The 24,848-nt window shown below is 43.6% G+C and carries 23 protein-coding genes; 21 read left to right on the top strand and 2 right to left on the bottom strand.

What is annotated here, in order from left to right:
• The 3 genes from MKX41_RS11695 to MKX41_RS11685 all read left to right on the top strand — a co-directional run bounded on the left by MKX41_RS11695 (window position 1) and on the right by MKX41_RS11685 (window position 2,615).
• On the top strand, window positions 1-333 hold the full coding sequence (locus tag MKX41_RS11695; protein ID WP_042128608.1) for an ArsR/SmtB family transcription factor: 333 nt from the start codon (window positions 1-3) through the stop codon (window positions 331-333).
• Window positions 334-762: 429 nt separating this feature from the next.
• Window positions 763-1,797, top strand: a complete 1,035-nt coding sequence (locus tag MKX41_RS11690) for an ATP-binding cassette domain-containing protein (protein ID WP_340970583.1) — start codon at window positions 763-765, stop codon at window positions 1,795-1,797.
• Entirely contained in the window at window positions 1,794-2,615 is an 822-nt protein-coding gene (locus MKX41_RS11685) for an ABC transporter permease (RefSeq protein WP_076286724.1), read from the top strand. The genes MKX41_RS11690 and MKX41_RS11685 overlap by 4 nt, the downstream gene beginning before the upstream one ends.
• 62 nt (window positions 2,616-2,677) lie before the next feature.
• Here the strand turns inward: MKX41_RS11685 and MKX41_RS11680 are convergent, their stop codons facing one another.
• On the bottom strand, window positions 2,678-3,331 hold the full coding sequence (locus MKX41_RS11680) for a TetR/AcrR family transcriptional regulator (protein WP_340970582.1): 654 nt from the start codon (window positions 3,329-3,331) through the stop codon (window positions 2,678-2,680).
• Between the two features lie 197 nt (window positions 3,332-3,528).
• On the opposite strand from MKX41_RS11680, the gene MKX41_RS11675 reads away from it, so the two are divergent.
• The 13 genes from MKX41_RS11675 to MKX41_RS11615 all read left to right on the top strand — a co-directional run bounded on the left by MKX41_RS11675 (window position 3,529) and on the right by MKX41_RS11615 (window position 17,739).
• Entirely contained in the window at window positions 3,529-4,314 is a 786-nt protein-coding gene (locus MKX41_RS11675) for an SDR family NAD(P)-dependent oxidoreductase (RefSeq protein WP_340970581.1), read from the top strand.
• A 179-nt stretch (window positions 4,315-4,493) separates the two neighbouring features.
• The gene (locus tag MKX41_RS11670) at window positions 4,494-5,213 is read left to right on the top strand and encodes an SDR family NAD(P)-dependent oxidoreductase (protein WP_076286727.1); all 720 of its coding nucleotides are present in this window, start codon (window positions 4,494-4,496) and stop codon (window positions 5,211-5,213) included.
• A gap of 354 nt (window positions 5,214-5,567) precedes the next feature.
• A complete protein-coding gene (locus tag MKX41_RS11665; protein ID WP_042189097.1) occupies window positions 5,568-6,326 on the top strand; it encodes a YveK family protein in 759 nt (252 codons plus the stop codon).
• Window positions 6,274-6,981: a CpsD/CapB family tyrosine-protein kinase gene (locus MKX41_RS11660; RefSeq protein WP_042189094.1), complete on the top strand. Its 708-nt coding sequence runs from the start codon at window positions 6,274-6,276 to the stop codon at window positions 6,979-6,981. The genes MKX41_RS11665 and MKX41_RS11660 overlap by 53 nt, the downstream gene beginning before the upstream one ends.
• A gap of 6 nt (window positions 6,982-6,987) precedes the next feature.
• Window positions 6,988-8,223, top strand: a complete 1,236-nt coding sequence (locus MKX41_RS11655; RefSeq protein WP_340970579.1) for an oligosaccharide flippase family protein — start codon at window positions 6,988-6,990, stop codon at window positions 8,221-8,223.
• 32 nt (window positions 8,224-8,255) lie between these two features.
• Window positions 8,256-9,527, top strand: coding sequence for an O-antigen ligase family protein (locus MKX41_RS11650; protein ID WP_340970577.1), 1,272 nt, complete (start codon window positions 8,256-8,258; stop codon window positions 9,525-9,527).
• Complete coding sequence (locus MKX41_RS11645) at window positions 9,451-10,773, top strand: glycosyltransferase family 4 protein (protein ID WP_340974887.1); 1,323 nt, start codon at window positions 9,451-9,453, stop codon at window positions 10,771-10,773. The genes MKX41_RS11650 and MKX41_RS11645 overlap by 77 nt, the downstream gene beginning before the upstream one ends.
• 62 nt (window positions 10,774-10,835) lie before the next feature.
• Window positions 10,836-12,746 (top strand): polysaccharide biosynthesis protein, encoded by a 1,911-nt coding sequence (locus MKX41_RS11640; RefSeq protein ID WP_339265296.1) that lies wholly within the window; start codon window positions 10,836-10,838, stop codon window positions 12,744-12,746.
• Between the two features lie 3 nt (window positions 12,747-12,749).
• Window positions 12,750-13,868: an LCP family protein gene (locus MKX41_RS11635; RefSeq protein ID WP_340970575.1), complete on the top strand. Its 1,119-nt coding sequence runs from the start codon at window positions 12,750-12,752 to the stop codon at window positions 13,866-13,868.
• 24 nt (window positions 13,869-13,892) lie between these two features.
• Entirely contained in the window at window positions 13,893-14,519 is a 627-nt protein-coding gene (locus MKX41_RS11630; protein WP_340970574.1) for a sugar transferase, read from the top strand.
• Window positions 14,516-15,325, top strand: coding sequence for a GNAT family N-acetyltransferase (locus MKX41_RS11625; protein WP_340970572.1), 810 nt, complete (start codon window positions 14,516-14,518; stop codon window positions 15,323-15,325). The genes MKX41_RS11630 and MKX41_RS11625 overlap by 4 nt, the downstream gene beginning before the upstream one ends.
• A gap of 78 nt (window positions 15,326-15,403) precedes the next feature.
• The gene (locus MKX41_RS11620; RefSeq protein ID WP_340970571.1) at window positions 15,404-16,513 is read left to right on the top strand and encodes a GNAT family N-acetyltransferase; all 1,110 of its coding nucleotides are present in this window, start codon (window positions 15,404-15,406) and stop codon (window positions 16,511-16,513) included.
• Window positions 16,514-16,572: 59 nt separating this feature from the next.
• Complete coding sequence (locus MKX41_RS11615; RefSeq protein WP_149647127.1) at window positions 16,573-17,739, top strand: DegT/DnrJ/EryC1/StrS family aminotransferase; 1,167 nt, start codon at window positions 16,573-16,575, stop codon at window positions 17,737-17,739.
• Between the two features lie 4 nt (window positions 17,740-17,743).
• On the opposite strand, the gene MKX41_RS11610 is transcribed toward MKX41_RS11615, so the two are convergent.
• A complete protein-coding gene (locus tag MKX41_RS11610; protein WP_340970566.1) occupies window positions 17,744-19,390 on the bottom strand; it encodes a glycosyl hydrolase family 28-related protein in 1,647 nt (548 codons plus the stop codon).
• A gap of 194 nt (window positions 19,391-19,584) precedes the next feature.
• On the opposite strand from MKX41_RS11610, the gene MKX41_RS11605 reads away from it, so the two are divergent.
• The 5 genes from MKX41_RS11605 (at window position 19,585) to MKX41_RS11585 (ending at window position 24,772) form a co-directional block, all read left to right on the top strand.
• Window positions 19,585-20,529, top strand: a complete 945-nt coding sequence (locus tag MKX41_RS11605) for an NAD-dependent epimerase/dehydratase family protein (RefSeq protein WP_340970564.1) — start codon at window positions 19,585-19,587, stop codon at window positions 20,527-20,529.
• A 27-nt stretch (window positions 20,530-20,556) separates the two neighbouring features.
• A complete protein-coding gene (locus MKX41_RS11600; protein ID WP_340970563.1) occupies window positions 20,557-21,675 on the top strand; it encodes an acyltransferase family protein in 1,119 nt (372 codons plus the stop codon).
• Window positions 21,676-22,029: 354 nt separating this feature from the next.
• Window positions 22,030-23,085: an LLM class flavin-dependent oxidoreductase gene (locus tag MKX41_RS11595; protein WP_339796376.1), complete on the top strand. Its 1,056-nt coding sequence runs from the start codon at window positions 22,030-22,032 to the stop codon at window positions 23,083-23,085.
• An 81-nt stretch (window positions 23,086-23,166) separates the two neighbouring features.
• Window positions 23,167-23,847, top strand: coding sequence for a Crp/Fnr family transcriptional regulator (locus MKX41_RS11590; RefSeq protein WP_076286739.1), 681 nt, complete (start codon window positions 23,167-23,169; stop codon window positions 23,845-23,847).
• Window positions 23,848-23,959: 112 nt separating this feature from the next.
• Complete coding sequence (locus MKX41_RS11585) at window positions 23,960-24,772, top strand: DNA alkylation repair protein (RefSeq protein ID WP_340970559.1); 813 nt, start codon at window positions 23,960-23,962, stop codon at window positions 24,770-24,772.
• The last annotated feature ends 76 nt before the right edge of the window (window positions 24,773-24,848 follow it).

Here is a 24,848-nt window from a genome sequence, read left to right as displayed (position 1 = left end):
ATGCCAGTCGCTGAATCTGGACATGATGTATTTCAAGCGATAGCAGATCCTACCCGCCGCAGTCTGCTAAAGCTGCTTGCTAATAAGGAAATGTCCATAGCATCCATCTCGGACTGCTACCCGATCAGCCGAACCGCTGTTAATAAGCATTTACAAGTATTGTCCGATGCACAGCTTGTTAGCAGTCAGAAAGTCGGTCGGGAGACTAGGTACAAGCTTCAGCCAGAGCCTCTACTGGAGCTTCAAGATTGGCTTACCTTTTTTGAACAATACTGGGCTAATAAACTGTTTGCGCTTAAAGAATATGTTGAAGCAGATCATAACAATGAATGATAAACCGAGAGGCGTGAGATCGCGCTTCTCGGTTTTTTTGGTGCATTGTGCAAAAATATTTAAATGAAACAGATATAATGGATTCGTATATACATATGAACTGCTATTTGCTCATTTTGAGGCATTTGGGGCGAGTTGCGGACTAGAGAGACGTTAATCATCATTATCAGGGGCAATATTGTGTACTTTCAGTCCGATAAAGCTCCATGGAGTCCGTTAGCATTCCAGATGAACATAAGGACAAGGCAGAAGCATTTTTGAAAGAATAAACGGCGTAGCATTGAGCTACACCGTTATTTCTGCATTTACAGGATAGCTTTCAACGGAAAGCATATCTCATTTATAAACTCAGTTTAAACCTTCGTTTAAATTCAGTTTATAAAAGGGAGTTAGCATCACAATACAAACTAAAACGTTGGAGGAATTGTAATGGTTAATGAACGCAAAAAAATAATTGAGCACAACCCTGGAGATTGGGCCGTCGAGGCGCGTGGACTCGTCAAAACATTTGGTGATAATCGCGCTGTGGATGGGGTGAATTTAAACGTAAAAGCAGGTACGATCTATGGAGTTCTTGGTCCAAATGGAGCCGGAAAAACTACCGTCATACGGATGCTGGCGACCTTACTTCGCCCTGATGCAGGTTCAGCGCGAATCTTCGGACATGATGTAGTGAAGGAATCGCAGATAGTGCGGCAATTAATTGGTGTGACAGGACAATACGCCTCGGTAGATGAGTCACTTAGTGCTACGGAAAATTTGATCATCTTCTCGCGTTTGTTAGGACTTGGCCGCGCGGAGGCACGACAAAAAGCTGCTGAACTGCTTGAAGAGTTTGGTTTGACAGAGGCGGCTAAGCGTCCACTAAGAAATTTCTCTGGTGGTATGCGTCGTCGTCTGGATCTGGCAGCAAGCCTAATTGCTCAGCCACCGTTGATTTTCTTGGATGAGCCAACTACAGGGCTTGACCCGCGTACACGCTCACAGATGTGGGATACGATTCGCCGATTGGTGAATACAGGATCAACAGTTCTTTTAACGACGCAGTACCTTGAAGAAGCAGATCAACTAGCAGACCGGGTGGCAGTTATTGACCGTGGGCAAGTCGTCGCCGAGGGCACTGTGGATGAGCTGAAATCATCCGTGGGTACCACATCTTTACTATTGAAGGTCCGAGAGCTAAAGAATTTTAAACAAGCTCGTCAGCTTGTAGAACATGTTCTGCATGTCCAATCCAATGTGTCTTCGTTAGAGGAAGGGCAGATTTCTGCACCGATGGCGAACGCGGATTTAGTGACTGATCTACTTATTGCTCTTCGCGAAGCAGGCATTCCACTTGCAGAGGTGAGTGTGCAGAAACCAACACTTGATGAAGTATTCTTAACAATCACGGGTCAGGGTGTAACAGATAACGCTTCAAATGCGTCTGGGCAGTCAAACAAGAAGGAGGCAGTAAGAGTATGAGTACAAGAACTTCTGCAATAAACTCAGGAACTACAAGACAATTGAAAAACCATACGAGTCTCAGACAGAGTATACGAAATTCATTCACAATGGCGTATAGGGGTATACTAAAAATACGGCGAACACCTGAGCAATTATTCGATGTTACGCTTCAGCCTATTATTTTTACTCTGATGTTTACCTATATTTTTGGTGGAGCCATCTCTGGTGACATTGCTAGCTATTTGCCTGTTATCATTCCTGGTATTCTCGTTCAGACCGTAATTACTACTTCGATCGTTACTGGAGTTCAATTACGTGAGGATATGGATAAAGGTGTGTTTGACCGATTTAAATCACTGCCAATTGCAAGGATAGCTCCGTTAGCAGGTGCTCTATTAGCAGATACGATTCGGTATACGATAGCGACTGTGCTCACTTTCACCATGGGTTATATTATGGGATTACGGCCCGAGGGAGGGCTGGGGCATGTTGCTATAGCGGCACTTCTTGTTATTGTCTGTGCTTGGTCGATTAGCTGGATCTTTGCTTTCTTTGGTGTCATTGCAAGAACAGCCTCAAGTGTACAAGGGATCTCGATGATTGTGCTGTTCCCGCTTACGTTTCTGTCTAACGCATTCGTACCGGTAGATACAATGCCTAGCTGGCTTCAATGGTTTGTTAAAGTCAATCCGATCTCACATTTGGTGACCGCGGTGCGGGAGCTTACTAACAATGGTACCGTAGGCTGGGATTTCGTAATCTCTCTGATCGGAGCAGCTGTCATCGTTGCGATTTTTGCACCAATTACAGTTCGTGCTTATATGCGCCGGACATAATATGAAATGAAAAAACGGCAGAAATGCCGTTTTTTTGTATTAGCCGCAAAAAAGCTTCTTTTTTAATTATTGCTTCTAAAGAACGTATGGATTAAATTGGATACTGATCTATCATACAATGTTTTAGCAGCTTCCTCATTTTGAATATGTCCCCCCAAATGCAGATGAATGAGGCCATGCAACGATGCCCACACCAGATTCACAACAAGGAGGGGATCTTTCTCCTCAATAAACCCTTGTTCGATGGCTTCTGTAATAAGGGCTATTACTTGTTGAAGTGCCGTGAAGATAGCATGTAAACTTTCTTCCTCCGGTTTGAACTCGCTAAAAGCCCCTCCAAACATAACCATATAATAGCTGGTGTGATTACGTGAGAAATCCCAATAAGCTTGTCCAAGATCGCGAAGATAAAAATTTAGATTGTCTTGTTTTGGAACCGCTTGAAAGGCAGCGGCCAACAATTTACACCCTTGCAGAAAAAGCTCCTTCGCTAAACCTTCCTTGTTTCCAAACAAGTTATAAATGATTTTTGTGGGACATTCCATTTTTTCAGCAACCTTGCGAATGGTTACACCTTCAGGTCCAGATTCATGCATAATGGCCGCAGCGGCTTCGATAATATTCAGTCTTAATATTTCTGCATGCTGTAGTTTTGCTTTTGGGTAGGTTGTAACGGATTGAGCATCTATAGAAGATATTTTGGACGATTTTTGCATGTAGTTTCACTTCCTTAGAACTTTACTTTAGCTTTTTTAAATAACCATCATTTCTAAACCTTATTTTACTGATGTAGAGGAGAAATAGCCAATATTTAAATGTAGAACTTTATTTGACAACGTAACCTCACTCAGATACAATGATTCATATTGAAACACTGTTTCCAGATGGTCATTAATAGGGAGAGATGATAGCAATGATTACAATTCAAAATAAATGGACATTGATTACAGGGGCTTCTTCGGGGATAGGTGAAGCGTTTGCTCATGATCTTGCAGCTAAAGGAAGTCACTTAATTTTAGTCGCCCGTTCCGAAGATAAATTGATTGCTTTAGCGGAAAAATTACAAAGAGAATTTCATATTCAAGCGGAGGTTATCGTTGCTGATTTATCGCAAGAAGGTTCTCCTAGCAGGCTCTATCAACAATGTATGGAACGTGGTCTGAACGTTGATATTCTTATTAATAATGCAGGTTTTGCTACGTATGGGCTTTTTGAACAACTGTCTGGTCCAAGACAACATGAAGAGGTGATGCTAAATGTTTTGGCGGTAGTAGATCTAACCCATTTATTTTTGCCAGAGATGTTAAGAAGAAAAAGCGGAGTGATTATAAACGTTGCATCAACAGCAGCATTTCAACCTCTCCCTAATATGGCTGTATATGGAGCGACAAAAGCTTTTGTATTATCATTTACACAAGCACTATGGGAGGAAAATCGGAAACGGGGAGTACAATTTCTTGCGTTATGTCCGGGGTCTACGGAAACAGAATTTTTTAATGTTGTGGGAGCCGATGAAGCTTCAGTAGGGAAGCGAGATACTCCAGAAAATGTGGTTCAAGTGGCTCTTCGGTCGCTTCAGGCAAAAAAAATATTTGTTGTCCCAGGATTTTCAAACTATATTTCAGCTCAAATGTCACGTTTTTTCACACGTAAACAAATGCTTTATTTAGTTGGACGTATGCTCCGTACGCGACATTAATAAGTCAACATTTTGCTTCGATGATGTAAAATAAAGAGCCGTTATCTATGGATTACTCCATGATAGCGGCTTTTTTCAAAAGTTAATTGCCTAACTCCGAATTCTAACCCTACTTCTTCATGTCCTTCGATGGTACTATGATATAAAAATAGAATGATGCATATAGAAAGGACGACAGTATGAGAAACTATCTAATTTTGGGGGCAAGTAAAGGTTTGGGAGATGCATTTGTGAAAGGTTTACCTGAGTATGGTGATCGAGTGTGGATCGTCTCCAGAAGCAGACCGGGCAGTCTGGATCTTAATGATGGCATACAGCGGGTATGGATTGCAGTAGATCTATCGCAGCCAGATGCCGCACAAGTCTTATCAAAGGGAATTCAAACGGAGAAGATTGATGTTCTAGTTTATAACGTGGGTATTTGGGAGAAAGAAGGTTTTGAGGATCACTATACTTTTGACAAGGATGAGACGAGTGACATTGCCAACATTATAAATGTGAATATAACTTCAACAATTACCTGCATACAGGCTGTATTACCTAATCTTCGTCAATCGGAAGCAGGAAAAATTATTCTAATTGGCTCCACAGCAGGACTGGATCATACCAATAACGCCCAGGTATCATTTGTAGCTTCCAAGTTCGGTCTGCGTGGTATTACACATGCATTGCGTGAGCATGTACGTAAGGATGGCATTGCAGTAACTTGTGTGAATCCGGGTGAGCTGGCAGCAGAAATTCCTTATGAGGATGGCGCGGAAAAAGCGATTGCAGAATATAGCGGCACAAGAATTCCTGTTCAGGACATTGTCTCCATTGTGAAATGTATCGTTAACCTCTCTAGTGCTTCCTGTGTCAAAGAAATTCATATTCCAGCAATGGCGGATTTGAATGCATAATAAATCTCATTTATCCGTTAAGATTTCATTAAGATTCAATATGAAGATAAACCATATACTTGGATTATAGAAAGGTGAATCAAAAAAGTGCTACATAAGCGCGCCAACTAGCACGACTTATTATTAGGTAGTAGTAACGAAGTGAATATATAAGGCTGTCTACCAGTAGAATCTTACTAGTAAACGGCCTATTTCTGTTGGGATTTAATAGAGAGTCGGGTGGATTTTTTTAAAAGAAGGCTTATAAATTCCCAACTTTTTTTGGACATATATTGGGCTAACGAGAATATAACTATACAATAAAACACTTGTTGAAGAAGAGGAAAATACATTAACGGTTAGGAGAAATGAACGATGGAATTCGAACTAGGCAGCATTTTGAAACTAGTGAAACGTAGGCTGCTGTTCATCATTGTATTATGTATTGTTGCGGTCGGAATTGCTAGCTTCGTTAGCTACTATGTCTTAAAACCGAAATACGAGGCGACGGCTTCTATTCTTATTCAAGGGGATAGGCAACAGAAAGCAATCAATGACATTATGGCTGGGCAAAAACTAGTAACCACTTACGGAGAAATTATCCGAAGCAGTAGAATCGCTGAAGAGGTCGTTAGAAGACTGCAATTAAACATGACCCCTGAAAAACTATTAGAAAAAGTGAAAACAAGAACAAGTAGCGAGTCACTCGTGACGACGGTAATTGTATCGGATTCTAATGCTCAGCGGGCAACGAATATCGCGAATGGCTTTGGTGAGGCCTTTAATGAGAACATCCAAGCGATTATGGGGGTAGAGAATGTTGTGCTTCTTGACCGAGCCAAGGTTCCTTTCGAGGCGATCTCACCCAAGCCAGTATTCAATATGGTCGTTGCTTTCGGACTTGCATTGATTGCTGGGATCGCATTTTCCATTCTACGGGAATTGGCGGAGAAACCTGTGAAAAGCGCCAAGAATATTCAGTTGGATTTGCAGCTTCCTCTTCTGGGAACGGTGGGAAAATTGAAGCCGCGGAAACGGCGGGAGAAGACGAAATCCAATTCAGTAGAAGGAGCCAGCAGACATGAAGAAGAAAACGCCAAGATTGTATTGCCTGGAACAACCGAAATCATCTAATGGTGACCAATTCCGAACGATACGATCTAATATTCGTTATACCCGAGTTGGTGGAGAAATTCGATCTTTATTAGTTACAAGCTCACTTCCGAATGAAGGTAAATCAACAGTGGCGATGAACTTGGCCATAGCGATGGCAGAAACGGGAAGAACTGTGCTGCTGATCGATGGGGATTTGCGTACACCAACGGTGCATAAGGCATTCGATCTACCCAATTGGATCGGATTAAGTAGTATCCTAGTGGATCAAACCCGTGTGGATGATTGTATTTTCCCTATTGAGGGATCAGAAGGACTTTCTGTAATGACATCGGGTCCGATCTCCCCAAATCCAGCCGACTTACTAGGATCAACAGGAATGAAAAGGTTATTTGCAGAGCTTAGTGAGAGATTTGATACGATTGTCATCGATTCTTCTTCGGTGTTAATGCCTTTTTCGGATGCCCTTATCTTGGCAAAGATGACCGAAGGGGTACTGTTAGTCGTAAAATCCGGGAAAGTGCTCTTAAAGCATACCAACTCTGCAAAACAGATCCTTGAGCAGCAAGGAGCACATATTTTGGGAGCGGTTTTGAATTATCGAAAAAGTAGCAAACGTTACAAGATTCGCGGTGAAGATTTTGCCGATTGGGCCTCAACTTCAGGGTTGGTCTAACGCATTATGACACTTGCTTCTCTTCGTTATTTATTCGGAAATATCACATACGCTGGCGCTCAATTCGTGATTGTAATTTTGCTTAATAAATTTGGCTCATCCGAAATCGTTGGGCAATATTCGTTAGGGCTTGCGGTGACTGCTCCCATCTTCATGCTGTCGCATCTGCATCTGCGTTCGGTCTTGATTGTTGATACATCTGGAAAATATCTTTTTGGAGATTTTTTTGGCCTTCGTCTCGTGACAACCGCAGTTGCATTCACGGTTACAGCAGGTTGTTGCATCCTTAGTGGTGCTGATTGGAATACAGCTTTAGTCATATTTTTCATAGGATTGTATAGAATTGTTGAGTCGGTCAGCGATATTTTATTGGGTATCGTTCAGAAGCAGGAAAGGCTAGATCAAATCTCTTTCTCGAGAGCTGCTAAAGGATTGTTCTCCATACTTGTCTTCGCCCTCGTATTTATCCCTACTCAGAGTCTCATTCTAGCGTTATTAGTCATGATTATCGGATGGTTAGCAATAACCATTGGATATGATGCTCGCAAAGCGAGAGTGCATACGTCGCTCAGGCCACTTTTTAACAAAAGACAATTATGGGGCTTGCTGCTCGTAAGCTCACCCCTTGGCGTGGTGCTGGCGTTGATGTCACTAAATACAAATATCCCACTATACGCGATTTCATATTTTAAAGGAGAACATGACTTAGGCATATACGCTACGCTCTCATACATGATCGTTGCCTGCAATGTTGTTGTGACTGCACTCGGTGAAGCGATAACACCACGTCTTGCCCGTTGGCACGCTAGTGGACGACATAAGGAGTTCATCTCTTTACTCAGTCGAATGATTGCAATGGGTATAGGAATTAGTGCGATCGCTTGTTTGATCGGGTGGATCTTTGGTCATCAGCTACTAACTCTTCTATTCAGTCCAGATGTGGCTGCTGAGATAGGTTTATTTCATTGGTTGCTCGTTTCTACCCTATTGGTATTTGTAACGTCTTACCTGTGGTATGCCATAACGGCTACCGGGAAGTACAAAGCGCAGATTCCCTTGTTTCTGTGTTCCGTGATCACTAATGGGCTTTCTTGTCTAATATTCGTGCCTATTTTCGGGGTGATAGGTGCTGCGGTGGGGGCTAGCTTGGCCTTATTTGTTCAGATGATAGGCAGTGTGATCGTACTTTTCTTGGTAATCCGTCAGGCAAGGAAACAGGTACAACGGGAATTGGCCGCATAGAGGCAATTTCTCATAGGAAAGTAGGGGCTTGTATGACATCTGTACTCGTTGTAGGGAAACCCTACACCATGCGTAATTTATTTCTGTTTGCGGTTATGGGTTACATCATCTGCCTTCCGGCTCAAATTGATTTCGGTGGCGCATTTCGAATCGCACCCTCTGACCTTTTCTTAATGCTTGGTTTGTTTGCAGCAGGTTTACACCTCAAATTGGACCCGAGGCAGTTCAGTTCATGGCATTGGGGGATGTTGTTTATTTTCGTCCTTGCTTCATTTGTATCCATTTGGCGCAATGGATTCATTACGCAATACGCTCTATTGCAAAAAGATTTTGGGTTTATACTCCTACTGCTCACTTACATCATGCTTGTTCAGGCTGTAGACAGCTGGGATCGGTTATATAAAATGCTACGAGCTTTTTTGATCAGTGTGCTGATCTTCAATGGCGTCGCTTTGTTCGATTTTTTTAGTGGAGTGAAGGTTCCGTTTATGGTGCAAGACGGTCGCCTCTCCGGGATGCTAATTGATCCGAATGCATACGGCGGATTACTAGTTACGGCTTTTTCCATTCATATCATGACGAGTGGAGACGGAGTGAAGCTGCTAAGGGGATGGGTGAGTACGCTAGCGACGATCACCTTAGCCGGGGGCATAATAATGACTTTTTCGCGTTCGTCATGGATAGGTTTGTTCCTTGTTCTGCTTACATTACTGCTGACTAATCCTTCTCGACTTCTCAAGATCGGCATGGGGTTTAGCGTCGCGTTTGGAGCATTGCTGTTGTATAAAGGTACAGCTTATCTGGATGTGCTTGGGAATATGGCCAGCAGACCCTCGCAGATTCAGTCGCGTCTAGACATCATTGGGAAGGCTGTGGAGTGGATCGCTCAAAGTCCATTATTAGGGATTGGACTCGGTAGCTATAACTATGAACTGCGGATTATTATCCATAATACTCCGATCTGGTTTATGACAGAATTTGGCTTGTTGGGCTTGATTGTGTACGGCGGATTCATGATCTGGTTCTTTATCGTTGGAATACGTTCTTATCGCGCGGCAGATAGGGTGAACAGACCGATCATTATGGCATTACTGCTGTCTCATGCAGCGATGATTGGACTTTCGATGGGTATTGAAGCCTTATTCCAGCGGTATTGGTGGTTCATGATGGCTATGAACGCAGCTTGCATCCGATTAACGAATACGGGATGGAAAGGAGTGAAGCGATATCGAACCAAGGGCACTGAAAAGTCAACGGGTCGTAACCTACGACAACAAACAGAACAAGCGCAACAAGCGCAATAACAAGAGGTTCGGTAGCATACCTGCTGAAGACTGTGGGCCGGTAAGAGTTGCTTTTGTAGCCTCCATTTTTGGGCATTTTGAGAGTTTCCATCTACCTTACATGGCGTTATTGCAGCAAAAAGGTTGTGAAGTGCATGCTTACGCGCAGCCAGGGGAAGCGAGATTGCGATTAGAAGAGAAGGGGATCGTGTGCCATGATGTGCCCATTCAGCGTAGCCCTTTACAGATGCAGAACTGGGCAGCGCTAGGGATATTAACGGAAAGCTTCAAGGAGGAGGGGTTCCAGTTCATCCATGTACATACGCCAGTCGCTTCGATTCTCGGACGGATTGCGGCCCATAAAGCAGGTGTACCTTGCACATTGTATACAGCGCATGGTTTTCATTTTTTCAAGGGAGCTCCTTTTCTGAACTGGATGCTTTATTATCCGCTCGAGAGGTTAATGGCCCGCTGGACAGATGTGCTAATCACCATAAATAGAGAAGATTATGAACGCGCCCAGAAATTTTCTATACGAAAAAAGGTGACTTATGTGAGTGGTGTAGGACTTGATCTCCAGGTTTACGGCAGTGAACAGGGTCATCCTGAAACTGCGTCGGAGAAGGCAGATAGGCGACGCCAACTGTTTGATCTGCCGAAGAGTGAGCATGATGAACCTCCCTTCGTCATCCTATGCGTTGCTGAATTGAACGCCAACAAGAACCAGAAGCAGTTGATCGAAGCGCTGGGTCAGTTGGGGTCTCAAGCAGGCAACATCCATCTGGCTTTTGCGGGTACAGGACCGTTCGAGCAGACTCTATTGGAACTTGCTAATCGGCTGGTTGTCAGCGATCGGGTGCATATGCTTGGGTACCGTAGAGATATTCCGGATCTACTCAGAGCATGTGATGTTGCTGCACTTGTGTCTTATCGCGAGGGACTACCTCGGGCGATTATGGAGGCGATGGCAATAGGGAAACCCGTTATAGGTACTCATATTCGGGGGATTCATGATTTGATCGAACATGAGTCAACAGGCATGTTGGTTCCTGTTGGTGATATTACCGCTACCGCTAAGGCTTTTACTCAATTACGTGATAATCCAGCATTAACTAGGGCAATGGGAGAAGCAAACAAGGAGAGGATCATTCGTTACGGGTTGCCTGCGGTGCTCCGTGAAATGGACTCGATCTATATAGAAGCGCTAAACAAGGAGGAAAGAAAGCGGGTTCCGTCTGAAATGCATGCCAGCCTATCGGGGGATTGAATATTCACTCTCACTTAAAAGGCGAGTAAATGAATTTTTAGTTAATTAGGGAGAAAGAAGTGATGAAAATGCGGATCGTCCGTTTGGTCATGTTGGATGCAGGGATTATTGCGGCTTCAGTGTGGCTTGTGTTTTTACTTCGGTTTGATTTTCAAATCCCTGAGATGTACGTGTGGATGCTTCCGTGGGCAATATTGATTCACATTGCGGTGTATGCGGCCTTCTCATTTGGATTCAAAGTGTATAACAATATCTGGCGATACACCGGAATGAGAGAGTTACTGCAGCTTCTAAAAGTGAGTGTATTAACCCTCGTTGGAGTGATTGCTGTCAACCTATCCACCCATGCAGTAATTCCTTCCTATCGACTACCGATTTCTATCTATTTTGCAGCGGGTTATGTGTTTCTGGGCATTGTTGGGTTACGAATGGTTAAACGTCTTCTAAATGATGGATTTGAGACAACGGGTGTGAAGGATGCCTTCGAAGGTAATCTTCTAATCATTGGGGCTGGTAAAGCAGGAATCCTCGTTACGAAAGATATCAAGCATTCAAGGTTCAAATTTATGCATCCGGTCGCTTTCATTGATGATGATGCATCCAAACAAAAGCTGGAAGTAATGGGGCTGCCGATTGTGGGTAATAGAAATTTCATTCCCGAGGCTGTGAAACAGCTGGACATTGCGTTCATTATTATTGCCCTCCCGACAGCGCCACATAACGATTTAATGGAGATTATCGAGATCTGCAAATCAACAAAAGCACAGATTAAGCTAATGCCTAGTATGACAGAAATTTTGGACGGGAAAATGGCAGTCAATCGAATTCGTGAAGTGTCCGTAAATGATTTGCTGGGTAGAACTCCTGTTGAGATTAATACTGAAGAGATTCGTGAGAATTTAGGGAGTGAGTGTATTCTCATCACGGGTGCAGGAGGATCCATTGGCTCAGAACTGTGCCGTCAGCTAGCTGCGTATCGTCCGAAGGAAATGTTGCTGCTTGGTCATGGTGAGAACAGCATTTACCTGATTGAACAAGAGCTACGCCAGTTATATCCCGATCAGAAGATTCAACCTATCATAGCTGATATTCAGGATGTGTCGCGGATCGATAGTGTTTTTCAGAATTTCCGACCTACGATTGTGTATCACGCCGCTGCGCATAAACATGTGCCCCTTATGGAGATGAATCCGGTGGAGGCGGTAAAGAACAATGTGATCGGAACAAGGAATGTAGCGGAAGCGAGTGCCAAATATGGTGCTAAGCGGTTCATTCTGATCTCTTCGGACAAAGCGGTTAATCCAACAAGTGTCATGGGAGCTACAAAGCGAGCGGCAGAAATGATTATTAATGATCAGAATTCATCTAGCAAGACGGTTTTTGCTGCTGTCCGTTTCGGTAATGTTCTCGGTAGTCGGGGAAGTGTTATTCCGTTATTCAAAAGACAGATCGAGAGTGGTGGCCCGGTTACGGTTACCCATATGGATATGGTGCGGTATTTCATGACGATCCCTGAAGCAGTGCAATTGGTTATCCAGGCGAGCGTACTGGCACAAGGTGGCGAGGTGTTCGTGCTTGATATGGGTAAGCCGGTTCGGATATACGATCTAGCAAGAGATTTAATACGTCTGTCGGGCTTAGAACCCGATAAAGATATCCCTATCGTGGTCACGGGCATTCGTCCTGGAGAGAAATTATTTGAGGAACTCCTGACAGAAGAGGAAGGATTGATGGTCACCAATAACTATCGCATCATGATCAGTCGGCCTCAAAGTGTTTCGAGATCCGAATTGAATTTGGTCCTTGGTGTTCTGGAGAATTTATGCAAAAGGTACGAATTTGTGCCAAGCAGTTATCAGATTAAGAAATTATTAAAGCAGCTTATTCCAAGCTATTCGGGCTTTCAGGAAGAACCACAGGTGGCTACTCATGAGCTTGAACGGATCAAATCCGAAGTTCATGCGGGGATCTAAGTGATGAAGTCGTTTATGAGTAGATGGAACAAGAAATTGCGTTTGCGTGGTAAGAGTGACAAGGAATTCACTAGAAAGCAAATAGTCATGCGGCGAATTGGAAGATTCGCCCTGATTGGTTTTCTGATTGTGATTGTAATTGGTGGCATTTGGATTAGAGGGGTATTAAATGCTGAACAGCGATTTCAAAAGGCTGCCCTTAATCCATTAACGATACCTAACTCTAAAATTTCTGCAGTACCTGTGGGGAAGACGCAGTCGGATGGGACTACGAAAAGTCCAGCAAATTCGGATGGCGTGGTACTACCATCGACTGAACCAGCAGCATCGCCAGAAGCAACCGATAAAAAAACTTCATCCTTTAATGTTGTATTAATTGGAACAGATACGTGGGGTGGGGAAATCTCGCGTGCAGACACGATAATGGTTGTGCATGTAATGCCGGAACAGCGGAAGGTGAACATCGTCTCTGTACCGCGCGATACAAGGGTTTATGTACAAAATGTTGGATACACCAAAATTAATCATGCTCATATTGTTGGTGAGTCCAAAGGTGGGAATGAGCAAGGAACGTTGACGCTCATTCAAGCGGTGAGCGACTTTATGAATATTCCCATTCATCATTACATCAAGACGAATTTCTCTGGAGTTCGTGATTTCATCGATTCAATCGGTGGGATCGACATGGTAATCGATCAGGATGTCACAATAACCCCAGAGATTACCATCAAAAAAGGCGAACAGCATTTGGATGGTGTGCATGCTCTCTACCTTGCTAGGGCGCGTTACTCTACTCCGAACGGTGACTTTAGTCGTCAAGAGGAGCAATTCAATATCGTTAGAGCTGTGGCCAATAAGCTGTTGAGCCCTGAGCATCTTCCGGATCTGGCGGGATTATTGCTCCATGAAAAGAAAGACATTATCGATACAAGCTTCAGTGACAGTGATTTGCTCAGCTTAGCTTGGTTATTCAAGGGAATAACTTCCGAGGACTTTAAATACGAGCAGATTCCAGGCAACAACAGTATTGGTTCTGATCCGCTAGTCAGAACTAAGGTGTACTACTGGAGTGCTGATTTAAAACAGGTGAACTCACTGAAGGAACGTCTTTTTACGGATTAAGAGAAAGGCGGGAGGAGTACTAACATGTATCGCCATATGAAACGAGGCTTCGATCTTGTGGGAGCGATCGTTATGTTATGTATATTTAGTCCAGTCATGGCTGTGGTGGCGTTGTTGATTCGAATGAAGCTTGGAAGCCCAATCTTGTTCAAGCAGCAACGACCAGGGCGGGGAGAGAAACCCTTCTTTATCTACAAATTTCGGACCATGGCTGAACTGTATGACACGCAGGGTCAGCCGTTACCAGATGAGCGACGATATATCAAATTTGGCGGAATCATCCGGAAGCTAAGTCTGGATGAACTACCACAATTGGTGAATGTTGTGAAGGGAGAAATGAGTCTGATTGGTCCAAGACCCTTACTCATGCGTTATAGCCCATACTATTCCGAACAGGAGAGGTTGCGTTTCTCAGTAAGACCAGGAATTACGGGATTAGCACAGGTGTCAGGACGTAATACTTCGTCGTGGAAAGACCGGCTTTCGTATGATGTCACCTATGTCGATAATTTAAGTTTCAGACTTGATGCGCTGATATTATGTAAGACCGTCTTGAAGGTGATTCGCCAGGATGATGTTGTAGCCAATCCAGGTCGGCATAGCCTACCTCTGGATGAGTATAGGCTGAATAAAAAGGAGGGCCAGGCATGAGTGTGCAGTTTAGACCGCTGCATGAAGACGATATACATCATGCATGCCGGCTCTTGAAGAGCAACTTACCGGAGCATGTGTACAATCAAACGATATTTGCTTGTACGGGTTATCCAGCATATCTACAAGCGGCTTGTAAGTGTGGAGGTCATTCGGCCACATTGTTGATTGGAGCCTATATTGGAGAAGTGCTCATTGGATTCGCGGAATGGCGAAGAATGGAACAAATATTGGTTCTGAATAATTTAAACGTGGATGCGGCGTTTCGCAAGGACGGTATTGGCGGAATGCTCATGGCGTACGGAGAGAAATTAGCCAAGAAGGACGATATTAAGAAGTTGGTACTGGATGTGTTCTCGTGGAATGAACAGGCGCATGCTTGGTACCTTCGCCTTGGCTTTGTAGAAGAAGGACGTACTTATTGGTATGTGAGGGATCTGGATCGTTCATTAACGGCTAGCGCAGATGTTATTGCTTCTGGAGTGGATATAGATGATGAAGAAGTGACTTACATTATTGATGATTACCCAATGGCAGAGGCTCATCATCTAAAATACGGATTTTCTTCATTTAGGATTAGAACGAAGCAGAAGACTTCAGTTGTGGGCCGGCTCGGCGAGCAGTATTTTCGCATCCAACTGCAAAGTGGGGAGTGGGACGGCGGATATCCACTAACCGATGTGTTACTCGACCTTGACCGGGAGAGAAAGCTGTTATTGCTCTCATCCGATGCATTCTTACGTGAGAGAGACCCAGCGCTAAGCTTAAGCACTGAAAGTATACGTATGATCAAGATATTGGATTAGCAGCGAATGCTTCCAAAGTAAGTTTTGTCGAAGTACCTCAAGGAAGCGTACGCTAACATAACTTTTAGGAGGTGACGTATGAGTGATTTCATTGTGCTTAATAGCTCGCATTCTGAAGAATGGGATGCTTATTTGAATCAGATGGATAGTAAGGATATCTATTTTTCTGCAGATTTTTTTCGGCTGTTTGAGGATGATGATCATCAACAGGCAGAGCTGTTTGTTTTTAAGCAGGGTGAGAAGCTCATCATTTATCCTTACTTACTTCGCTCCATTAGCCATCTTCCCGCAGTCATCCAGCTGGGACTTGAAGGAGAATGGTATGACATCAGCACACCTTATGGATACGGGGGGCCAATATCTAATGAGCCTATAGGAGCGGAACGAACAGAGTTGTACCGACAATTCAGTGATACGTTTACAGATTACTGCAGAGAGAAAAAGATCATGACCGAGTTTGTAAGATTCCATCCTTTCATAGGCAATGCCGCTGAATACCAAAAAGGGCTTACTACGGAGCTCAATCGGAATACAGTATACATGGATTTGACAGTTGGCTCAGAGTCAGTGCTAATCCAGAACTATGGCAGCAATCATAAAAGAAATATCCGTAAATTAAAGTCAGCTCCATTCACCATTCGAAAGTCGGATCTTAAGGATCGGATCGAGCCTTTCATCGAGTTATATTACGGGACGTTAAATGATTTACAAGCAGATCCCTTTTATTATTTCCCTCGAAAATTTATAGAAGATACAAGCCTTATGCCAGAAGGACGGGTAGCGCTGTTTGAGGCGATGGATGGGGAGAGGAGTGTAGGGGCAAGTATTGTACTCCTTGATCGACCATGGATGCATTATCACTTATGCGGTTGGGATCGAGCTTATCTGCAGTGGTCACCCACCAAATTTCTCATCCACGCAGCAGCCGTGTGGGGGATGGAGAATGGATACGACAAATTCCATCTCGGTGGGGGATATAAGGGGAATGACGAGTTGTTTCAGTTCAAGCTAAGATTCGCTACTCAACTAGAACCACTAGACTATTACTTAGGTAAGCGAATATTTTTCCCCGAGGTGTATGAACGAATGATTGCACTCTGTGACACTGGGGTTGCGGGAAATTATTTTCCGCTCTACCGGCATCCATCTCTGTTGAATCAAAATATCATGGACCACGCTCTGAAGTAAGACAATAAGATATGTATTCCATTTGGATTAAAGCATCCAAATGGAGAAAGGAGCAAGGCATGAGTATTCGTCAACCACGCATTCTACCACGAATCTTGTTATCCCCACCGCATGTAAGTGGACGTGAACAGGCTTATTTGGAGGATGCAATTCACTCTGGCTGGATCGCTCCCATCGGACCACAAGTCGATGCTTTCGAGCGGGAGATGGCCGACTATACAGGTTCAAAGGGTGCACTTGCATTAAGCTCTGGAACAGCGGCAATTCATCTCGCACTACGTCTAGCTGGCGTTTCTCAAGGAGATTACGTGATTTGTTCGACGCTCACGTTCGTAGCTAGTGCCAATCCTATTTTATATTTGGGGGCTACACCTGTATTCGTAGACTCAGAACCAGAGACATGGAATATGTGTCCACTAGCCTTTCAGCGGGCCTGCCTGGATTTGAATGATAGAGGGATACTGCCTAAAGCAGCTGTTGTTGTCAATTTGTACGGGCAGAGCGCAGACATGGAACCAATTGTAGAAATCGCGAATCGTTACGGTATTGTTTTAATAGAAGATGCTGCGGAATCCCTCGGTGCCTTTTATCACGGAAAGGCTAGTGGTACTTGGGGCCGCTTCGGAATCTATTCTTTCAACGGGAATAAAATTATTACAACCTCAGGTGGAGGTATGCTTGTATCGGATGATACCGATGCATTAGATCAAGCCCGTTTCTGGTCTACCCAAGCACGTGACACTGCTCCACACTATCAGCATTCCGAAATGGGTTATAACTACCGGCTAAGTAACCTGTTGGCAGCCATAGGACGAGGGCAACTGGAGCTACTTGAGGAAAAGGTCGAACGACGTAGATATATTTCTCAAGTGTACTCAGATCGATTGGGATCCATTCCGGGTCTTCATTTCATGCCGGAAGCGCCAAATTGTCGCAGTACACGCTGGTTAAGTGCGCTAACGATTGATGAAGAAATCGCAGGCTTCTCCGCTAATCAACTCTTAAAGTGCCTGGAATTCAACAATATAGAAGCTAGACCTGTATGGAAACCTCTACATTTGCAACCTCTGTTCGAGAACGCCTTCTATTATCCATACATGGAGGGACATAGTGTATCTGATCAATTGTTCACAAAAGGTGTATGTCTACCTTCCGGTAGCTCTTTATCGGATGATGATCTGGTACGCGTAATGGATGCGATAGAGTCTTGTATTCAGAACCACTGAAAAATTACTTAGCAATCCATCCGTTAGCACCGGTTCCGCTTTCCTTCACATAAAAAGTGGCTTTCGCTACACCATCTGTTCGCATAGCCAGACTGCCAATCGGAGCGGTAATCGTTCCCTCAGGCGATCCTTCCACAATAAATACTGCAGGAAGTAATGTTCCACCAACGAGTCGGACTGCCCGTTTGAAGTTGCCATAGGTAGAGAACCATTCAGTTAAAGCATACGGATTATACAAGGTACCAAGAGAAGTACCCTGCATGGCAACCAATGTTTCGAATTCTAGAATGCGTTTTACCTTTACAGAACGGGTATCAAACACTGCTACATTGTTCAGGTGCAGGAAGGACTTAGCTGCACCATAAGATGACGCTAGCACGACTTGATTGGTCCCGCTGTTACGGACAATCATATTGTCGACAGTAACCATCGCGTCAGACTCTGTTGTGAATAATTGTAAGGTACTGCCCGTTAAGTCCTGTGCATCTATCGTCCCCACATAAAGATCTCCTCCGTCGATTCGGACTCCGCTTGCTAAGGTAGAACCCGAGCCGTACATCCCTAACGAGCCGATATGCAATCTTGGTTTTCCTCCAGCAGCATTAAACGCAGCGTAGATCGCAGGGCCGCCAATTCCATCGAACTTTGCGCTTCCGATATCAATAAATTGTGAATAGATCGTTTGTAGACCGTAATTAGCTTTATGATCCGTCGAGCGAATAGACAAATGGTTGATTTTTAGCGTCAATCCATAGGACAGCAATGCTGGACTTACTGATCCACTTACACGCATATCTAGTGAACCGATGTCGAGAGTCCAGAGTCTCGTTATCTCATCTGAAAGTCCAGTTGTCATATCATTGCCGAAACCAGTTGTTGTCAAAGAGTCGAATCGTTGATAAAAGCTACGCGTTCCCTTGAAGATGTCGGGTTCTACGTCGAGTGAATTGGCGCCATTAAACCCAGGTGCACCACCTCGACTGTTATTTAATACCGCTCTGTTGACATGAAGCTGGTCTACAAAATGGACTACAAAGTTCTTTCGACCAGCCGTTTCACAGTACGCATATCCGATATGCACATTAACGGATGGGATATCTTCTGTCCCTCCAATGAAAATATTATCACCATAACAATCATGAGAGTACACCGATTCGATCGTTATATTTTGCGAAGAAGAAATGAACAAGCCATGAAGTTGATCGTTGACGGCTGTTTTAACAGTCGAAGCACTTCCGTCTATTTCGAGGCTGCCGGATATCGTGATGTTTGCGGCATTTAACATAACAAGAACTCGAGTATCCGATGGTGGGTTAGGGGCAAGCACCAATTTTGAGCCGGCTTCAAAGCTTAGGTTAGTTCCGGTTGGAATACGAAGACACCACCAATCTAGGACTGAAGGGTTACGCATGTGGCCGGAAGAGACTTTATATACACCAGGCGGAAAAATAACGACCTTGCGTTTGGCATTTCCAGCATTAATTGCATTTTGAATCGCGACGGTGTCATCTTTGGTACCATTCCCTGTAGCTCCATAGGATCGAACATTCACGTAACCGTTAGTTTCAGGATCTAATTTAATAGAAGTGACTGCTCCGTCCACAATAACGGACGTTGTTACAGAATTATCTGGAATAGGTGCAGTTGCCATATACTTCACTCCTTTATTTTTTGATTTGAAATATAAGGCTAAGTTTCACGTTATAAATCATCCTTATATTTCTACGAGTAACGGTTGTCGTCCATAAAGGATGACAACATCGTTTCTTCTTAAGTATTTTATGTGAACTTTTCTACAGATGCATGGTACAAAGAGCACTTTACAGGGCGAAAGGAGTTTTTTATTTGAAGGTATTAGTAACTGGGGGGCTTGGTTTTATTGGGTCACATGTTGTTGACCGGCTTATAAGAGAGGGGATCGAAACTGTAATTGTAGATAATTTATCGGGTGCTTCCGGCTCATTCTATAGAAATCCTTCCGCTGTTTTATATCCGTACGACATTCGGGACGAGACTCTGGGTGAAGTCTTTATCCGTGAGAAACCGGATGCGGTCATTCATCTGGCTGCACAGATTGACGTAAGAGAATCTCAGCGCAATCCATTGTTTGATGCGAATGTGAATATTGTTGGCACACTAAACGTCCTGCGGATGTGTGAGGCGCATCAGGTTGAAAAGATCGTGTACGCCTCGTCGGCCGCTGTATACGGTAATCCTGAATATTTGAGCATTGACGAGAAACATCCCTTAAATCCTGAATCTTGTTATGGGGTATCAAAAAGTGTTCCTGAATCTTATATTCGGATGTTTGCCAGCATGCATGGGCTGAAGTACACCATTCTTCGTCTTGCGAATGTATATGGACCTCGACAAAGCTCGCATGGTGAAGCTGGTGTCGTTTCGATTTTTCTGGATCGCATAAAGCAAGGCAAGGAGCTTGTAATTTATGGGGATGGAGAACAGACCAGGGATTTTGTCTATGTTGAGGATGTTGCACAGGCGTTTGTAAATGCGGCTTGTACAGATGAGAATGCGGACAATCAGATCATAAATATTAGCTGCGGGGTGGCGACCTCCATTAATACGATTGTAGAGATGATAGGCGGTATTACAGGTCGGGAATCCCAGACAACCTATGAACAGGCTCGACCGGGAGATATTCTTCACAGCTATTTAAACAATAGTAAAGCAAACGAGTTGATGTCCTGGTCACCTCACCATGATCTTCACCAGGGACTCAAGAAGACGATTGCAGCCCGATTGACTGTAGGCAGTGCTGTGGACCATTAATCGCAAATATCGAAAGGGGTCATCCCCATGGAACGAAAATTAAATTCGGAAATGTTTGTTCTACGTAGTATAGCCTGCTTAAGTATAGCGCTGTTACATGCTTTATATCGAGTCTATGACGATGGGAACACGCCTTGGGTAGAGTCAGTGGGTCTACTGCTTACATTTGGCACACCGGTATTCGTATTTATCTCGCAATTCGTATTGTCTTTTGCATACCCGGGCGGAATTCCCGCGAAATTTTGGGAGAAACGGATCAAGTATATTTTGCTTCCTTACTTTTTTTTCGGAGCTTTGTACGCAGGGTTAAAAGGATTGGATATGGCGGGCAGTGAGGGGATTCCGCTTCTTCAAGCTTTTTGGTACTTTCTCTGGCGTCATTGGTTACTTGGCGATTTTCATGGCTACTTTATCCTAATTATCTTTCAGTTTTATGCCTTGTTCCTCTTATTTCAAAAGCATGCCAAAAAATTCACTCCACGCTCTATACTGATTGCGTCATTCGTTATTAATGTGGCTTACTTAGGTTTTTTCAATTTCACCAAACCCGTAGATACGGTAGCTGCTCAATATATTTGGGATAAATTGTATTGGGTTTTCTCTCCGGGGTGGATTTTCTACTTTACTGTGGCTTATTACTTGGGGCGAAATGAGGCTTGGTTCCGGGAAAAATTAAAACAGTTCCGTTTAGCTGTCTACGTGCTTCCGGTTGTAACAGGCGCGTTTGTGCTATTCGTGAATGGGCAAGGCTGGATTACGGCACATAGTTCCAAGAGAATTGATATGTTACTTTTCGCCATGAGCATGATTCTACTACTCTTCACAGTGGCTTCCTCATTGAAAAAAGTGCCGCGTGTGCTGGAGTGGAGCAGTAGATACTCCTTCGGCATATATTTGCTTCACCCGTTGTTGTTGGCTTTATTCGTCAAACTTCCTTCTTCGTTCGGGTTGCAAAACCTTGGACTATTCAGTGTGCTTCTCCAATTTGTCGGATGTGTGGTTGGATCGGCGATCATCATGAACATAGCGAATCGTATTCCAGGCGGAGCCTTTGTGTTCGGTCGAGTGGGGATTGGAATCAATCAGAGAAAACCCCCGAAACCGCTGGATAAGCCCATAAACTCTAGTATAGGGAACATGAACTAGCTAGAAATTGACCACTAAACTTCCGTTTTTCATGTGATTAGTGGTCTTTTAATATTGTCTTGGCTCTTACATCGCACTAGTTTCGGACCGTATAGTTCTTATTTCCATAAAAACACACATTTTGGTAGTGGGTTTGGGCAAAAAGCAGCATCTGAGTCCGATAATCTCACAAAATGGCCAAAACCATTAAAATAAGGGCTCCTCAGACCGATCAATAATCGAGGGGATCTGAAATAGTTGGAATTATCGGTGAATCCTATTATAATGGGTTTCTTGATTAAATGTAATTATGAATATTCAAACATTTACATCCAGAGAATAATGCATCGTGCAGAACTTTAGGAGGAAACGAGAGTGGAACTTGGAATAAGTACCTTTGTCGAGACAACGCCCGATGTCCAAACGGGTGAGACAATAAGTCATGCGGAACGACTACGTGAAGTAGTGGAGGAAATTGTACTTGCCGAAGAGGTGGGACTAGATGTATACGGAGTGGGCGAGCATCATCGTAATGATTATGCGGCTTCATCACCTGCGGTTGTGTTAGCGGCAGCTGCATCGTTGACTTCAAAAATTCGTTTGACCAGTGCCGTAATGATCCTGTCTTCAGCAGATCCCGTACGTGTATTTCAAGATTTTGCAACGCTAGATGGCATTTCGAATGGGCGTGCAGAAATTATGATCGGCCGCGGCTCGTTTACAGAGTCTTTTCCATTATTCGGCTATGATCTGAAAGATTATGAGGAACTCTTTAATGAGAAGCTGGAATTGTTATTAGCCATCCAAAAGTCAGAAAAAGTAACCTGGAGTGGCAAACATCGAGCAGCCATAAACAATCTGGGGATTTACCCGCGTCCGGTTCAAGATCCGTTACCGATTTGGATTGGGAGTGCAGGTAGTCCAGAGTCTGCGATCCGCACTGGAGCATTAGGTTTACCTTTTGTATTAGCTATTATTGGAAATGTTCAACCGCTTGATTATGCGAAGCATGTGCAGCTCTACAAAAAAGCAGCGGCTGAAGCCGGATATGATCTTTCAAGCCTGCCTATTGCCTCGCACTCACACGGGTTTATTGCTGAGACTAATGAGTTAGCACTGGAGAAATTTTTCCCTTCAACGCATGCTCGGACCAATGTGCGGGCGAAGGAAAAAGGGACACCCCCATACCATCGTTCCGATTACGATGCAGCATGCAGCTTTGATGGCGCTCTGTACGTAGGTGATCCAGAAACCGTTGCGAACAAAATCATTCATCTTCGCAAGCATGTGGGAATTACGCGATTCTTTTTACATATGCCCCACGGTACAATGCCTCATGAGGATGTTATGCAGGCGATTAGACTGCTGGGAACGGAAGTAGCTCCTCGTGTTCGTGAAGAAGTAGCGCGCTGGGAAGCAAGTAATCGTTAACGAATAAGCTGCGTCCTTAGGACGTGGCTTTTTTTGTGCGGTATACTAAAATAACGAATAACGTTATATAAGGGAGGGGCAATGGAGACTATTCATTATTTATCTCAATTCAATTTGCTTCAATCGTTAGCGTTGGAAGATCTAATGGAAATGGAAGAGTTAACTCGAATAACAGTAGTTCCGAAAAATACATATATCCAGACACCGACAACCTTCTCTGAAGGATTATTTTTTGTGAAAAAAGGAAAGGTGCGTTTATACCGATTGAATGCGGATGGGAAGCAGTTTACTTCGGATATTCTGAGTGAGGGTAATGTTTTTGGTGAAATGAACGTGATTTCGTTTGGAACCAAAGATCATTACATTGAAGCCATGGAAGAGTGTCATATCTGTACAATTGATCCTGTAAGATTTGAAGAATTCGTAGCTACTCGACCTAGATTTTTGATGTCATTAATGCAAGTATTGAGTGATCGTATAAAAAGTATGAGTCAGTTAACTCAAAACCTAGCCATCGGAAATCTGCATGATAAAATATTGTGCGTTCTTTTAAAGCTATCGGATCAACTAGGCGTTAAAAGTGAGGATAATTATTATAAAATCAATGTTCCACTGTCACATCAAGAAATCGCCAATTTGATTGGTGCGAGCAGAGAAGCGGTTACTGTGGCATTGCAAGAATTGGTAAAAGCTGAGGTGCTTCAGACTGGGTTCAAAACTATACGTATCCATCATGATAAGATTTTGGAAAGAAATTTATAAAGATTATGAGTTGTAAATGAGATTACATCTTTATGGTTAGAAATACCCGTATCCTAGATATAAGAAGAAGGTTATCCAAGCCTTTAAAATCATAGGTGAAGGGAAGATTTATATGGAGCATAGGAAGGGAGCTCGAAAAGTTAGCGATATTCCTGCTGATGTTGTTGGACTATTGCATAAAGGACAATTACAGACTGTAAATCTAACGGAATGGCTTGCTGTGGACCATATGGTCTTGATAGAAAATGTACTGGACGAGCTAGGTTTTGGACAGGAATCCGAACCAATTTTACAAAGGCTTCGCGATTCATCGGAAAAGAAAATCATGAAACTCATACCGGCTATCGCGCGGGAGTGGCAACAGGTATTGGAGTGCAAATCAGAGGTGGAACAAGTCCGAGTATTCTCAGCATTAGCACAGCATCGTTCCGATAGTGTCCGCTGTTGGGCTGCCTATATGATCGGTCTAAATCAATCTTTAAGTCTATCGCAAAAGCTAATGGATATCCGTCCCTTTGCAGCGGATGATCATTTTGGGGTACGTGAGATTTCATGGATGGCTTTAAGGGAATCGGTCATTGCAGAATTGGATGAATCCATTAAGTTCTTAGAGAGCTGGGTTCATGATCAAGATACGAACATAAGGAGATATGCAATCGAATTGACGCGGCCACATGGGGTATGGGCGAAGCATATTACTGCGCTAAAAGAAAACCCAGCAATAGCACTTCCATTATTAGAACCACTTAAGTCAGATCCGGCAAAATACGTTCAGGATTCTGTAAGTAATTGGTTGAACGATGCGAGTAAAAGCAATCCAGACTGGGTGCAACAGCTTAGTGAGAAGTGGTTAATTTCTTCGGATTCCAAGGAAACGAAACGGATTGTAAAACGGGCAACAAGGAGTATTACTGATCTACGTTGAAAATGAAGTATCGTTTTAGAATGGATGATAAACGTCAAACACTATGGCTAATTAGCTAATAAGTGTTGGCGTTTTT

Origin of the sequence: Paenibacillus sp. FSL R5-0475 (assembly GCF_038004585.1) — a bacterium.
Lineage (GTDB): Bacteria > Bacillota > Bacilli > Paenibacillales > Paenibacillaceae > Paenibacillus_AQ.
Note: the sequence above shows the minus strand (reverse complement) of the source record. Positions and strands in the feature narration are given on the sequence as shown.

Excerpts from the sequence above, each read along its gene's own strand:
- MKX41_RS11630 (WP_340970574.1), top strand. The coding sequence starts at position 13,893 with ATGTATCGCCATATGAAACGAGGCTTCGATCTTGTGGGAGCGATCGTT.
- MKX41_RS11600 (WP_340970563.1), top strand. The coding sequence starts at position 20,557 with ATGGAACGAAAATTAAATTCGGAAATGTTTGTTCTACGTAGTATAGCC.
- MKX41_RS11625 (WP_340970572.1), top strand. The coding sequence starts at position 14,516 with ATGAGTGTGCAGTTTAGACCGCTGCATGAAGACGATATACATCATGCA.
- MKX41_RS11640 (WP_339265296.1), top strand. The coding sequence starts at position 10,836 with ATGAAAATGCGGATCGTCCGTTTGGTCATGTTGGATGCAGGGATTATT.
- MKX41_RS11650 (WP_340970577.1), top strand. The coding sequence starts at position 8,256 with ATGACATCTGTACTCGTTGTAGGGAAACCCTACACCATGCGTAATTTA.
- MKX41_RS11615 (WP_149647127.1), top strand. The coding sequence starts at position 16,573 with ATGAGTATTCGTCAACCACGCATTCTACCACGAATCTTGTTATCCCCA.
- MKX41_RS11665 (WP_042189097.1), top strand. The coding sequence starts at position 5,568 with ATGGAATTCGAACTAGGCAGCATTTTGAAACTAGTGAAACGTAGGCTG.
- MKX41_RS11670 (WP_076286727.1), top strand. The coding sequence starts at position 4,494 with ATGAGAAACTATCTAATTTTGGGGGCAAGTAAAGGTTTGGGAGATGCA.
- MKX41_RS11695 (WP_042128608.1), top strand. The coding sequence starts at position 1 with ATGCCAGTCGCTGAATCTGGACATGATGTATTTCAAGCGATAGCAGAT.
- MKX41_RS11585 (WP_340970559.1), top strand. The coding sequence starts at position 23,960 with ATGGAGCATAGGAAGGGAGCTCGAAAAGTTAGCGATATTCCTGCTGAT.
- MKX41_RS11655 (WP_340970579.1), top strand. The coding sequence starts at position 6,988 with ATGACACTTGCTTCTCTTCGTTATTTATTCGGAAATATCACATACGCT.
- MKX41_RS11685 (WP_076286724.1), top strand. The coding sequence starts at position 1,794 with ATGAGTACAAGAACTTCTGCAATAAACTCAGGAACTACAAGACAATTG.
- MKX41_RS11635 (WP_340970575.1), top strand. The coding sequence starts at position 12,750 with ATGAAGTCGTTTATGAGTAGATGGAACAAGAAATTGCGTTTGCGTGGT.
- MKX41_RS11620 (WP_340970571.1), top strand. The coding sequence starts at position 15,404 with ATGAGTGATTTCATTGTGCTTAATAGCTCGCATTCTGAAGAATGGGAT.
- MKX41_RS11680 (WP_340970582.1), bottom strand. The coding sequence starts at position 3,331 with ATGCAAAAATCGTCCAAAATATCTTCTATAGATGCTCAATCCGTTACA.
- MKX41_RS11690 (WP_340970583.1), top strand. The coding sequence starts at position 763 with ATGGTTAATGAACGCAAAAAAATAATTGAGCACAACCCTGGAGATTGG.
- MKX41_RS11660 (WP_042189094.1), top strand. The coding sequence starts at position 6,274 with ATGAAGAAGAAAACGCCAAGATTGTATTGCCTGGAACAACCGAAATCA.
- MKX41_RS11675 (WP_340970581.1), top strand. The coding sequence starts at position 3,529 with ATGATTACAATTCAAAATAAATGGACATTGATTACAGGGGCTTCTTCG.
- MKX41_RS11610 (WP_340970566.1), bottom strand. The coding sequence starts at position 19,390 with ATGGCAACTGCACCTATTCCAGATAATTCTGTAACAACGTCCGTTATT.
- MKX41_RS11590 (WP_076286739.1), top strand. The coding sequence starts at position 23,167 with ATGGAGACTATTCATTATTTATCTCAATTCAATTTGCTTCAATCGTTA.